8 protein-coding genes are annotated in these 12881 nt (G+C 46.5%); 4 read left to right on the top strand and 4 right to left on the bottom strand.

The annotated features are described in order from the left end of the window. Positions 1 to 20: 20 nt before the first annotated feature. The 3 genes from CLV31_RS09655 to CLV31_RS09645 all read left to right on the top strand — a co-directional run bounded on the left by CLV31_RS09655 (position 21) and on the right by CLV31_RS09645 (position 4443). On the top strand, positions 21 to 2150 hold the full coding sequence (locus CLV31_RS09655) for an outer membrane protein assembly factor BamB family protein (RefSeq protein ID WP_111392694.1): 2130 nt from the start codon (positions 21 to 23) through the stop codon (positions 2148 to 2150). Beyond that, a complete protein-coding gene (locus CLV31_RS09650; protein WP_111392693.1) occupies positions 2147 to 3001 on the top strand; it encodes a glycoside hydrolase family 16 protein in 855 nt (284 codons plus the stop codon). Before CLV31_RS09655 ends, CLV31_RS09650 begins: the two co-directional genes overlap by 4 nt. A gap of 131 nt (positions 3002 to 3132) precedes the next feature. After that, entirely contained in the window at positions 3133 to 4443 is a 1311-nt protein-coding gene (locus tag CLV31_RS09645; RefSeq protein WP_111392692.1) for a DEAD/DEAH box helicase, read from the top strand. 22 nt (positions 4444 to 4465) lie between these two features. On the opposite strand, the gene CLV31_RS09640 is transcribed toward CLV31_RS09645, so the two are convergent. Both CLV31_RS09640 and CLV31_RS09635 read right to left on the bottom strand, forming a co-directional pair. Continuing rightward, positions 4466 to 4756, bottom strand: a complete 291-nt coding sequence (locus tag CLV31_RS09640) for a hypothetical protein (RefSeq protein ID WP_111392691.1) — start codon at positions 4754 to 4756, stop codon at positions 4466 to 4468. A 93-nt stretch (positions 4757 to 4849) separates the two neighbouring features. Continuing rightward, complete coding sequence (locus CLV31_RS09635) at positions 4850 to 6790, bottom strand: tetratricopeptide repeat-containing sensor histidine kinase (RefSeq protein ID WP_146250882.1); 1941 nt, start codon at positions 6788 to 6790, stop codon at positions 4850 to 4852. A gap of 217 nt (positions 6791 to 7007) precedes the next feature. Here CLV31_RS09635 and CLV31_RS09630 point away from each other — a divergent pair, with 217 nt between their 5' ends. Continuing rightward, positions 7008 to 8150 (top strand): acyl-CoA dehydrogenase family protein, encoded by a 1143-nt coding sequence (locus CLV31_RS09630; protein ID WP_111392689.1) that lies wholly within the window; start codon positions 7008 to 7010, stop codon positions 8148 to 8150. Between the two features lie 220 nt (positions 8151 to 8370). Here CLV31_RS09630 and CLV31_RS09625 read toward each other — a convergent pair whose 3' ends face one another. Both CLV31_RS09625 and CLV31_RS09620 read right to left on the bottom strand, forming a co-directional pair. After that, complete coding sequence (locus CLV31_RS09625) at positions 8371 to 9690, bottom strand: ATP-binding protein (protein WP_111392688.1); 1320 nt, start codon at positions 9688 to 9690, stop codon at positions 8371 to 8373. Between the two features lie 169 nt (positions 9691 to 9859). After that, positions 9860 to 12784, bottom strand: a complete 2925-nt coding sequence (locus CLV31_RS09620; protein WP_111392687.1) for a S9 family peptidase — start codon at positions 12782 to 12784, stop codon at positions 9860 to 9862. Positions 12785 to 12881 lie beyond the last annotated feature (97 nt).

Here is a 12881-nt window from a genome sequence, read left to right as displayed (position 1 = left end):
GAACCTCAAAATTCACCCAAATGACCTTCCCAAAATCACTCCTAGTTGCAACCTGCTTTTTGGCTTTTGCCTGCGCTGAAAAAGCACCGGAAATCGACTACACCAATTGGTCGCATTATGGTGGCCCGGAAGATGGTTCGAGGTATTCTGCCTTGACCCAAATCAACAAAGAAAATGTCTCCCAACTCGAAGTGGCTTGGACCTATCACACCGGAGACGCCACCGAGCGAAGTCAGATTCAATGCCAACCCATCGTGGTGAATGGACTGCTCTATGCCTCTACTCCCAAACTGAACGTCTTTGCCTTGGATGCGGCTACTGGAGAGGAAGTCTGGCGCTTTGACCCTTTTCAAATACTAGGAGGAGAAAATTCCTGGGCAGGCACCAACCGGGGAGTCAGTTATTGGGAAGAGGGCGAAGACAAGCGGATTTTGTTCACGGCAGGCAATTGGCTTATGGCGGTAAATGCCCTGACCGGAGAGCCGATTTTGAGTTTTGGGGATCAGGGAAAAGTGGATCTCAGAAAGGATCTGGATACCGACTTAGAAGATTTTCTGATTGTCTCCAATTCTCCCGGAGTCGTCTTTGAAGACAAATTGATTTTGGGGATGCGTCTTTCCGAAGGTCTGGATGCCGCTCCCGGGCATATTCGAGCTTACCATATCAAAACCGGAAAGCGGGATTGGATTTTTCACACCATTCCTCAGGAAGGCCATGCCGGCTACGAAACTTGGGACTCGAAGCACATCAGACAAATCGGAGGTGCTAACAACTGGGCCGGGATGACGGTAGACTATACCCGGGGGATCGTGTTCGTTCCTACAGGTTCGGCAACTTATGACTTTTGGGGAGGATATCGCACGGGGGATAACCTGTACGCCAATTCACTTTTGGCGCTCGATGCACGGACAGGCAAACGGATTTGGCACTTTCAGGCCATTCACCACGATGTTTGGGATCGGGATTTTCCCGCCAATCCCAATCTGATCCGAATCCAAAAGAACGGCAAATGGATCGATGCAGTCGCTCAGATTTCCAAGCAAGGATATACCTATGTGTTTGACCGGGAAAGCGGTGAGCCGATTTGGCCGATCATTGAAACTCCAGTGACCCAAAGCGTGATGCCCGGAGAGGTCAGTTCCAAAACCCAGCCGATTCCCTCACTTCCTGAACCGTTTATGAATATGGTTTTTGAGGAAAAAGATATCCTCAATTTGACTCCAGATTGGGAAAATGACATTCGAAATCAACTCAGCAACGCCATAATCGGTGACACTTGGGCTCCTCCACATCCGGAGAAACCCATCGTACTTTTTCCAGGCATGGATGGTGGGGGAGAATGGGGCGGAGCATCCTTTGATCACGAAACTCAAACGATGTACATCAATGCCAATCAGATTCCGTGGTTGATTTCCATGACTCCCAATGCGAGTTTCGACAATGTGGGCCTATCTATTTACAGCAATTACTGCAGCAACTGTCATGGCCTAGATCGAAAAGGCAATCCACCTGCTTTGCCGAGTTTGCTGGGGTTGAAAGACAAATACACGGCTGATTCCCTGGATCAATTGCTCCGCAAAGGGAGGGGCGCTATGCCTGCTTTTTCCCATATTTCGGCTGAGGAAAGAGGAATCCTGATCGACTACTTACTAGGTAAAGCCGACGCCGGAGACAAAAAGGAGCTGGAAGCCGAAAGCTCCAAACTTTATCCCCGCTACTACATGAAAGGCTATCAGCGTCTCACTACCCAAGAGGGAATCTACGGTTCCAATCCTCCATGGGGACTTTTGACCGCAATTGATATGAATACAGGATTGAAAAAATGGCAAATTCCGCTCGGAAGTATCGATTCTTTGAAAACGATGGGATTTGAAAATACCGGTATCGAAAATTATGGCGGGCCTGTGGCCACAGCCGGTGGAGTACTTTTCATCGCTGCTACCAAGGATGAGAAAATCCGTGCTTTCGATAAAGAAACCGGAAAACTCCTTTGGGAAGCCCAACTCCCCGCGGCAGGTCATGCCACTCCGGCAGTTTATCAGATAAATGGCAAGCAATTCCTTGTCATTGCCTGCGGTGGCGGCAAAGGTACCAAAAGTGGAGATGCGTATGTGGCTTTTGCTTTACCGGACAATTTGATCCGGCCATGAGAAAATCATCGATTTTTACACTTCTCTTATTAAGCTTTCTGACGGCCATGGATTTTCCCCAAAGTGAAGGTTTCCGTGAGGACTTTGGCTCTTCGGACTTGACCCATTTTAGGTATGGTTCGACAGGGAGAAATTCCGCTTTCAAATGGCAATCGGGTAAATCACTCGGTCGAGAATATGAAGTGCTTTCGTTCAAACTTGACCCCAAGGAACAATCAGGTCCGGGAAAAGGACCTGAAATAATATCGAAGGACTTCACCCATTTTGGCACCTACTCGGCAAGACTGAAAGTGCCGGACCCCCGCCTCCATCAGCCCAAAGTGGGAGCAGTCGTGGGGCTTTTCACTTATCATGAGGATGATCAATTGGGGCTGAGTGAAATAGATTTTGAGTGGCTGATCGCAGATCCGACGGTCATTTACATGGGCACTTGGACAGGAAAATCAGGGGAACTCCGACGCGTGGGCCGCACGATCAATTTGGCAAAGGGACTGATTTACACCACCGAAGAAAGGCTCGATCATAAAAGTCAGCGAACCAAGCTAGTCGGAACCAAGCCAGATTTTATTGAAACCATCCCCAGATTTGATGCCTCTTCTGATTTCCACACCTATGGATTTGACTGGAAGCCGGACCGGATTCGGTGGTGGATGATTCATCCGGTCACCTCGGATACCTTAGTGCTTTGGGATTATCGGGGAGAAAGAGGAATTCCTCAGCATCCTTCCCGATATCGAGTCAACTTCTGGCATACAGACAACTGGAGCGTGGAGACTCGTCGGGACGCACTGGAGAAACCCAAAAAACGCTACGAACTCGAAGTGGACTGGATGGAGTATCGACCATTTTAAATCTTCGTCATTCGAAATTCGGTCTTTAGTCTTCCAACCCAAAATCAAAGGAAATTCGTCTACTGGCAGAAGAGCTTATAATCATGATTTCAAATTTCAAATGATGAATTTCAAAGCCCTACCTTTGCTGCATGTCAACCTCTCAAAAAAGCCAGTCAGAGATCCTTTCCAAGCTAGGAATCGAGCAGCTGAATCCCATGCAGCTCGCTGCAAAGCAAGCCATCGAATCCTCGAATGAGATTATTTTGCTTTCCCCAACCGGAACTGGAAAAACCCTGGCTTTTCTTTTACCGCTGATTCAGGAGCTTGATGCAACGTTGGAAGAAATCCAATTGATCATCATCGTGCCTTCCCGGGAATTGGCGATTCAGATTGAGCAAGTGATGCGGGAAATGGGAACCGGATATAAGGTGAATGCCGTCTATGGAGGAAGGGCAGGTTCCAAAGATCGGATCGAAATCAAGCATCGACCTGCGGTACTGGTAGGCACTCCGGGAAGGGTGGCAGATCACCTGAGACGGGAAGCTTTTGACACCGGTTTTATCAAAAATCTAGTGCTGGATGAGTTTGACAAGTCACTGGAAATCGGCTTCGAAAGCGAAATGAAGGACATTCTTCAGCTCCTTCCCCGAGTAAAGAAAATGATTTTGACCTCAGCTACTTACGGAGTGGAAATCCCACGATTTGTAGGCTTGAAATCACCGGTCACCGTGGATTTTTTGGAGGACAAAATCTCCCAGCTTCAAATCAAAAAGGTCCTTTCTCCCACCAAAGACAAGCTCGAAACCCTCCTTGACCTGATTTCGCACTTGGGTAATCAAAACGGGATCATCTTCTGCAACTTCAAGGATTCCATCGAGCGAGTGAGCGACTTTCTGAGCGAGAACGGGATTTCTCACGGGGTTTTTCACGGAGGTATGGAGCAGACAGATCGGGAACGCTCCCTGATCAAATTCAGAAATGGAACCCATCAGATACTCTTGGCTACCGACTTGGCAGCGAGGGGAATCGACGTACCTGAGCTCAAGTTTATCATTCATTACCATCTCCCGGTAAGGAGCGAGGAATTTACCCATCGGAATGGCAGGACCGCCCGCATGAACAGTGAAGGAACGGCCTATGTCCTCCACTTTGAAAAGGATCCCCTTCCTGATTTTATCGGAAATCTTCCTGTGGAAAAATTGACCCCCTCCCCACTTCCTCGCCCTTCAGAATGGAGTACGCTGTTTGTTTCGGGAGGGCGAAAAGACAAAATTTCCAAAGGCGATGTGGCGGGACTGTTTTTCAAGCAAGGTGGACTTGGCAAAGAAGACCTCGGCGTCATCGAGCTGAAGACTGATTGTGCGTTTGTAGGGGTGAAAACTGACGCAGTGGAAAGGCTCCTTCCCAAGGTCAACAACCTGAAGTTGAAGGAAAAGAAAGTAAGGGTGGCGGTGATTTAGAATTAAAGCAGGTTGTTGGCTCCTAATCCTTTTTCTCCCCTTTTTTCATCGCTTCAACTTGCAGTTTGATGAGTTCTAACTGGTCTTGGGTTAGCTCTTTTTGCTTTCCCAAAAAATCCACCTGATCTGAAAAATGTCCGGATCGCTCGAGCTCAAGTGCTACCAGACGTTGCAGATCAGCGATGCGAGCCTGGTGAAATTTGTCTTGTTTTTGGTACTCCCGGAAAAGCAAAAAATGCAGGAAAAGTACGCCAAATACCACCGCAAAGGCCAAAATCACTAATCCGCCATTTTCCAAAATCGAATAAATCATCCAGTCTCCAGGGAAAAATCAAAACTACCCAGAAGAGTTTTAGCGCGGAATACGTCAAATGGCCTATTTGATCTCAGCTCGCTTCAACCTTGCTTATTTTGAAGGCCAAGAAAGCTTTACACTTGTGCCCTGCCCCAATCCGGACTTGATCTCCACTTTTCCTCCCAGCTCCTCTGCACGTTTCTGCATATTGTAAAGTCCATTTCCGAGAAGTATTGTCCCTTGATCAAACCCCTTTCCGTTATCGTGAATGACACCTACGAAATCTTTTTTTGTAGCATGGAACTTGATCTCTACTCTTGAGGCATCGGAATACCTGACTGCATTTTGCACTGCTTCCTGGACAATTCGGAGAATCTGAATACTATCCGAAGAGTTCATCTTCGATTCTCGATCAATATTTTCTTCAATCAGGCAGTCAAATTGAATGGAAGACTTGGATTCTCGAGCTTTCTGCAGGTAATCCTGAATCCTCAATATCAAAGAATCCCAAGTCACCTGCCCACTGTTCATCGCCCAGATGGTATCCCGAAGTTCGGTGATGGTCTGTTTGGTAAAATTGGCGATGCTGTCATATCGGGAAGTCAGTTGCTCTTTGATCGGCTCGAAGTACTTCAGGTTTTCGATTGCCGAAATGATAAAGGTGAGCTGTGCCCCGATATTATCATGGAGATCCCGGGAAATCAGCATCCGCTGTTCTTGAAGCTTGTTTTGTGTTTCGAGTTGTGCCAAAGCTGCCTTCAGTTCGCCTTCCTGCTGAAGTTGGCGGTTTTTGAGTTTTTGCTGACTGTAAAGCAGATACCCAACTACGGCAAGAATCAAGGCCAAACCTAAAGAGCCAAATATCATCAGGTTCTGGTTTTTGATTTGAAGCTGTTGTTCGGCAATTTGAAGATCTTTGAGCTCGGTCTGATACTTGGTTTCCAATTCTGCCACTATTTCCTTCGACTCCTTTTCCACTTTGGTCCGTAGAGTTTGCTGGTATAGATTGGAATAAAATCGAGAGCTGTCAGCCTGCCCCAAGGAGGCATAAACGGAGATCAGTTCGAAATATGGAAACAAGACGTCTTCCTCGGAGCCTTGTTCCTGAAAGTTTTTTGCGGCAGCAATCAGCAGGGGTTTCGCTTCCCTGAATTTCCCTTTTGCATTGAGCGCAGAGCCTAAAGCGGTCTCCAAAGCAGCAACTTCGTATTGAGTATTCACTTGCCTGGCTACAACAAGCCCCTTTCTTGCAATATCCTCCAAATTGTCCAAGTCCCCTTTTTCCAATAGAAACATGGCATAAATCCGATACGAAATCGCCTGATTCATAGGGTCTTCAAGTTCGACGGATTTTGCAATCGCTTTTCGGAAATAGGTTTCTGCCTGATCAAAATCCCCCAAATACTTATAGACAGTTCCCAGATTATTGTAGCTGCCGATCACCGAACGAAAATCTTCCAAACGCTCCCGGATAGCAATGGCCTCTTCATAAGCCTGCTTGGCTTTCTGATAGTCCGGAAGATTTTGATAAATCACGCCTAGGTTGTTGAGAACGGCAGCGGCATTTAATTCGGCTTTTTCTTTTTGAAAAATCGGGAGTGCCTTCAAAAAATAGCCGATCGCAGAGTCAGTCTCATATTTACGTTGATGGATAAAACCCAAAGCATTGTAAGACTTGGCCATCCCCAAGGAATCCTGAATTTGCTCACGGATTTGCAAAGACCTCAGATATAAAACTTTAGACTCATCCAGGTTGCCTTTTTGCAGAATCCCACTTCCCAAATCCGAATAAGCTTGAGCCAAAATCTTGGGTTCACCGGCTTCCTCCGCTTTTTCCACGGCCATCTTTCCAAAAAATATAGCTGAATCTAGATTGATGGCAGCATATTGCCAACCCAGTTCTCCATACATATTGGCGAGCTGATCAGGGGGAAGTTTTTCCTCAACCCGCGACTTCAGACTGTCAATTATCTGTCTTGGACTCTGGCTAAACACGTTGGAGCCACTGCAAAGCAGGACTAGTAAAAAAGAAACAATGGTTAAATTCTTCACAGGCAGGAGATTTTTATAGCGCCAACAGAAGCAAATATTATGAAAACCAAAGAGAAAATCTAAATCAGAGTGTTCAGAAAAATCCCGATGTATCAAATTAAAATTGGTTTACTCGATACTTGATGACATCTTCTTTGGAATCGACTGGTTTGCTCAAGCCAAACTAATTCGGAATCTTACAGTTAGATTTAACAGAAATAAACCCAAAAAGTAACTCATGTTTGATTTTGCACTGAATGAAAATCAACGGATGATCGCCCAAATGATCCGTGATTTTGGAGCCAAAGAGATTACCCCGTTTCGCAAAGAATGGGACGACAACTCCCATTTTCCCATTGATGTTTTCAAAAAACTCGGCGAACTCGGCCTGATGGGTGTGCTCGTCCCGACCGAATATGGAGGTTCAGGCTTTGGCTACTTTGAGTACGTAACCGCCATCGCTGAACTCGCCAAACTTGATCCCTCTGTAGGCCTTTCTATGGCTGCCCACAACTCGCTATGTACAGGACACATTATGATGTTTGGTACCGAAGAACAAAAGCGAAAATACCTACCCAAACTCGCTACCTGCGAATGGCTGGGTGCATGGGGCCTGACCGAGCCAAATACCGGTTCGGATGCCGGAAATATGCGAACCGTCGCCAAAAAGGACGGGGAGTACTATGTCATCAACGGCGCCAAAAACTTTATCACGCATGGCTATTCAGGAGATGTGGCAGTGGTCATCGCACGAACCGGTGAAGTGGGAGACAGCCATGGCATGACTGCGTTTATTGTAGAAAGAGGAACTCCCGGCTTCAAAGGTGGTCGTAAAGAAGACAAGCTCGGCATGCGCGCTTCGGAGACAGCTGAAATAATCTTCGAAGATTGCCGAATTCATGAAAGCCAAGTGCTTGGAGAGGTCGGAGAGGGATTTATCCAATCCATGAAAATCCTCGATGGTGGTCGAATCTCGATCGCCGCGCTTTCTCTTGGTATTGCAGAAGGTGCGCTGGAAGCAGCCATCCAATATTCCAAAGAGCGTCATCAATTCAACAAACCGATCTCCAGCTTTCAGGGGATTTCCTTTAAGTTGGCAGATATGGCGACACAGGTCGAGGCAGCAAGTCTGCTGACTTTCAAAGCTGCGGACTTGAAAAACAAAGGACAAAAAGTAACCCTTGCCGGAGCGAAGGCCAAACTTTACGCCTCGGAAGTGGCTGTATCAGTTGCCAATGAAGCGGTGCAGATTTTTGGTGGCTATGGCTTTACCAAGGACTATCCGGTGGAAAAATACTACCGCGACGCCAAGCTTTGTACAATTGGAGAAGGTACTTCCGAGATTCAAAAGCTGGTGATTTCAAGAGAAGTTTTGAAATAAAAAGCCGGGAGGCTGAAAAATACCTTATGCGGTTCTATATAAAGTAGCCTGTCTCAAATTTAGTTACAATGTCAGCCTGAGCGGAGTCGAAGGCCGTTTCCAGTTATCTGGATCACATTTCGACTTCGCTCAATAAGACAAACTCACCTTTGAGACGGCCTCTTTTTGCAGGAATTCTAAATAGTATTAAACTTCACCTGAGTGGCTTAATCTTATCATTCTAGTCCTTTTTTCTGGATTCTAAAATCCACTTCCAAACAGGCATCACCTCGACTTTGACTCCATCAAACTCCAAGGAGTCGGATTCCTCGAGTGTCAGGATCAGTCCTTTTTTGACTTTTGCATAAGCGCAGGTTTTTAGGACACCTTTGATCTCTCGGTCCCGAGTATGCAGCTGTTCCAATGACCAAGCAACCTGTATGGGAAGTGGTTCTTCGTTTTCGTTCAGAACGACGAAGTCACATTCGTGCGACTGATCCGAGTAGTAAAATATCCGCTGCTGATAGATCGAGCCGTAGAGTCTGTAAAGCTGTTGGAAAACTAAATTCTCCAACATTATCCCGTTTCTTTCCGGCTGTATCCCGACCAAGGCATTCAATAGTCCGTTGTCCAGCCAATAGGCTTTCTTGTCAGACTTCTCTGATTTTCCCTGTGAGTGATCAAATCGGCCGATTCTTTTGAAAAGATAGGCGTCTTCCGCATGGTTGAGTACATCATAAAGCGTGTTCAAGCCCACAGAGTAACCCATGGACTTGAGCTGGTTGAAATACCTTCTGACCGAGACGGGCTGTCCCACGCTGCCTGCCACCAGTCGAAAGAGTGATCTCAAATACTGGAAATTCGAAAGCTGATGATACTCGATGATGTCCCTCAGGAGCATGGTATTGTAGTATTCTTGGAGATAGGCTATTTGCAGGCTAGGCTCGGTCAAGCGTGTGAGTTCAGGATACCCGCCCTGATGAAGGTACTTTTTGAAATAGGCTTCGGTAGTGCTTTTCTCTGGGCCATACACCACAGGCTGATGGGCGTAAAACCTGCAAAACTCCTGAAAAGAAAGGGGCAAAAGCTCTAATGCGATACTTCTTCCTCGGAGCACGGTATTGACTTCGGTATGCAGCAGCCGGCTATTGCTCCCCGTGAAGCAGATTTTCTTGGTGTAGGTCTCGCTGATACGGTTGAGAAACTTTTCCCATCCCAAAACAGCTTGGACTTCATCAAAGAAAAAATAACAATCTGCCAAATGAACCTCAGGATGCAATTCCCTCCAAGACTGTAGGATCAAATCGAGCTGTTCCGGTAGAAAGTGAACCCGTTCGTCCTCAAAGTTGAAATAGACGAGTCGGGAGGGGCTTATTTCTTTGGATTTTGAAAGTTCCTGCATGTACAGGTTCATGGCGGATGTTTTTCCTACCCGTCGAGGCCCGAGGACTGCTTGCATTTTGGGCAAGTCCACATGCAGCTTGGTATCTCTTAGGACCAATTCTTCCCGGAGTTGCCGGGTTGAATTTTCTGTAAGGATATCTTTCAGGATCTCTTTCATACTCTAAAGGTAGAAAAAGTATTTTCATAAGTGACAAATATTATAAAAATGTCTTTTTAAAAAAGACAAAAATTTAAAAATTGTCACTAAAAAATCCCCGATGAACCAACATCGGGGATTTTTTAAGCTTTCAATTCTTAGAGTTAATCCGAAATCACAAATCCGGACTTCAAAAAGCTCTTTCTTCTAGATGTTCACCCAACTTCAATCTTGGAACACCCTTGCTCATCCAATCCGGTGCAGGAAGCCCTTTCAGATGGTGATCGAAGAATTCCATCATTCGGACGCTGTAGTCTTTCCGATTTTCGAGTTTGCCAAGGCCGTGATTTTCACCTAAATACTGAACCATGATCACCGGTTTTTTCAAACGTCGAAGGGCATTGTAGTATTCCACCCCTTGGGTAAAGTCCACTGCACCGTCTTTGTCATTGTGCAATAAGAGCAGTGGTGTCTGTACTTTTTTCACATGATAGATCGGGCTGTTTCGCTCATAAGCCTCCCAATTTTCCCAAGGACCACCCAAGAATCTGCCCTGAGAAGCTTCGAAGATGGACATATTTCCACCTCCCGTATTCCAATAAATCAGGTCATACATGGAAATCATGTTGGTTAAAGGTGCACCAGCTGCCGCTGCTTTGAAGCGGTTGGTTTGGGTGATCAGGAAGGAAGTCTGGTACCCGCCCCAGCTGTGACCATGAAGTCCCATTTTGCTTTCATCGATTACCCCAGTTTTGATTGCGGCATCGACAGCCGGTAGTACTGCCCAAACAGCAGACATGCCGGGATCATCCATTTTGTACACGATATCCGGGATCAGGACCGCATACCCATTGCTGGTGTAAAGCGATGGACTCCAGCCCGTACCGCTGTAGCCTGGATTGGACCAGTTGTGTAAAGTCTGCGAAAGCTTTTCGTAGTAATATACCACTGTCGGGTACTTTTGGCCTTCCACATATCCTGCGGGAAGGAAAAGTGCAGCCTGCAAAGAATCCCCTTTGGCAGTGACATAATCAATCAGTTTTACTCCCGAAGACCAAGCGAATTTGCCTGCATCGGGCGCATTTTCGGTGATTTGCTTAGGATTAGCCAAGGTGGCATCAGCTAAGAATACCTGCGTGGGCTGGTTGAATTTTTCTTTGGTAAAGGTATAAACTCCGGCTTTTTTGGCTTTGGTCAAGCCTTGGATATTGGCATCTTCCCAAAGCAGAAACTTCGCTCCTGCGGTTAAGCCCATTTTGGCTGGCGCTAAAGTAGCGATTCCGCTTTTCTTGGTGTTTTCGCCATAGGTCCGTAGGTACACCGTCTTGGTCAGGTCAATTCCCTTTTCTTCAGGATCCAGGCTAATCCGGTACTGATAGCGGATTTTATCCTTCTTCCCGTTTTGGGTCAAATTGAGCGGAATTTCTTTGGAGGACATGGGGATTTGCCAGATATCCCAGCCGTCACGCACGAGTACATAGCGGCTATCGCTGCTCCAGCCAAGTGGGTTATAGAGTGGCTTGATCACATTGTGGTCATCTTCCACATCCACCACACTCACAGGAAGCTTTTCGGTGATGTTGGTATGGGTTCTGGTTGTAATGTCATAGACATAAAAGTGACCGTCTTTGCCATACAGGAGTTTCTTTCCATCGGTGGAAGGACGAGGCATGGAGGCAAAAGAAGGCTGGTAAAACTTCTCGAAAAGCGGAGTTTTTGCACCAGTCTTAAGGTCAATGATAAAATAATCCCGATAATTTTGACCATTGAGGTTGATGTCCAGTTCATAAGTTTGCTGATCAGAACCAAGGGCAAAATGTTGGAATGGCAGAATGTTCAGATCCCTCATACTGCTGTCTTGAAGGGCGATGTGCTTTTTACCCGCTACATCGTACATGGCCCAGAAACTATAGTTTTTATCCATATTTTCCATCACCTGCTGACGGGATTGAAGGCGGTCGTCATTCCAGTGCCAGATGGTCATTTCCGGCTTTTTGGCATCATTGGATTTTTTGTCGTCTGACTTGCCGGAGTTGAGTTTTCCGATGGCTTTTTGCAAATCCGAAATGGATTTGATGGTCGTGTCGGCCATGATTTTAGCCAGATTTTCAGATTCGTCTTTTTTCAGGGAATCAGTATTGACTTCCTTCTTGGGGCTTTCTTTTTCTGCCAAAACCAAAGGATGAATACCGTAGAATAATCGGGTCAAATCCTCTGACCACATCGGTCTGCGATTTGGTGTGATGGTGTATTTCTGATCAAAGCCGGTCGAGTCTTTTGCAGGTTCGTAAAGCGTAACCTGAGGATTGGAAAGGTTTTTCACTCCTAACACTGCCCCTTTGTCCTGCTTGTACTTTTTGTCTTTTTTCATTTTCAAGACGGCAAAGGCATCCCCTTTTTCGGTCCAGTTGATACTCTGATAGCCTGCCTCGTCCGAATCCAGGACTTGGATGGAATTGCTCTCCATGTTCAGGAGGTAAAGACCATTTCCTTGTGAATTGGCAGCATCGACCGTGTAGGCAAGGTGAGTTCCGGCTTTATTTACCGCTTGTTCCCGCACATTGCCGAGGTTCTGGGATTTGCCGGTGGCAAGGTGATAAATCAAAAGGTCAGCACCTTTGGCTTCTCCATTTCCTTCTTTGGGAAGGTTGATGACCAAGTGAGAGGCAGCTTCTCCATTGAAAGAAAATCCTCCGACTCCTTCAAACGTCTTTTTGTCTTCGGTGCCGAGTTTGATCAGGTGGAGTTTTTCCTTTAGCGGTTTACCTTTTGCCTTTTCGTTGGCTTGCTTTTCGGCAAACTTAGGGTATTCCTTGAAGGCGATCCACTGACTGTTTTCGCTGAATTCAAAGCTCGCGAAATTGGCATTTCCTATCGGGAAGGACTTTTTGCTGGCCGGATCTGCGGTCTTTTGGAGGATCAGTTCACCATCCACTTCGATTCCGGTGAGGACATAGGCCATCCATTGTCCGTCGGGCGAAAGCTTGTATCCTCCACCGGGCATGGATTTCCAAGTGGCGACGTCTTTCCAGGACATGGGTTTGGGTGCATCTTGGGCCATTGCCAACTGAAAAGTCAAGGCAAATAGCCAAAGAATGAGTAGTTGTTTTCTCATGGTAAGTAGATTAGGTAGGGAAAATAAGGGATTTACCTCATATCTACGAACCGTTAAAAAAAAGAAGGCCTGCATGGAGACATGCAGGCCTTTCTAA

The sequence above is a fragment of the Algoriphagus aquaeductus genome (assembly GCF_003253485.1).
Lineage (GTDB): Bacteria > Bacteroidota > Bacteroidia > Cytophagales > Cyclobacteriaceae > Algoriphagus > Algoriphagus aquaeductus.
This window is presented reverse-complemented; position numbering and strand designations above follow the sequence as displayed.

Bases quoted from the DNA above. Each gene is read 5' to 3' on its own strand.
- CLV31_RS09655 (WP_111392694.1), top strand. From the start codon at position 21: ATGACCTTCCCAAAATCACTCCTAGTTGCAACCTGCTTTTTGGCTTTT.
- CLV31_RS09650 (WP_111392693.1), top strand. From the start codon at position 2,147: ATGAGAAAATCATCGATTTTTACACTTCTCTTATTAAGCTTTCTGACG.
- CLV31_RS09645 (WP_111392692.1), top strand. From the start codon at position 3,133: ATGTCAACCTCTCAAAAAAGCCAGTCAGAGATCCTTTCCAAGCTAGGA.
- CLV31_RS09640 (WP_111392691.1), bottom strand. From the start codon at position 4,756: ATGATTTATTCGATTTTGGAAAATGGCGGATTAGTGATTTTGGCCTTT.
- CLV31_RS09630 (WP_111392689.1), top strand. From the start codon at position 7,008: ATGTTTGATTTTGCACTGAATGAAAATCAACGGATGATCGCCCAAATG.
- CLV31_RS09625 (WP_111392688.1), bottom strand. From the start codon at position 9,690: ATGAAAGAGATCCTGAAAGATATCCTTACAGAAAATTCAACCCGGCAA.
- CLV31_RS09620 (WP_111392687.1), bottom strand. From the start codon at position 12,784: ATGAGAAAACAACTACTCATTCTTTGGCTATTTGCCTTGACTTTTCAG.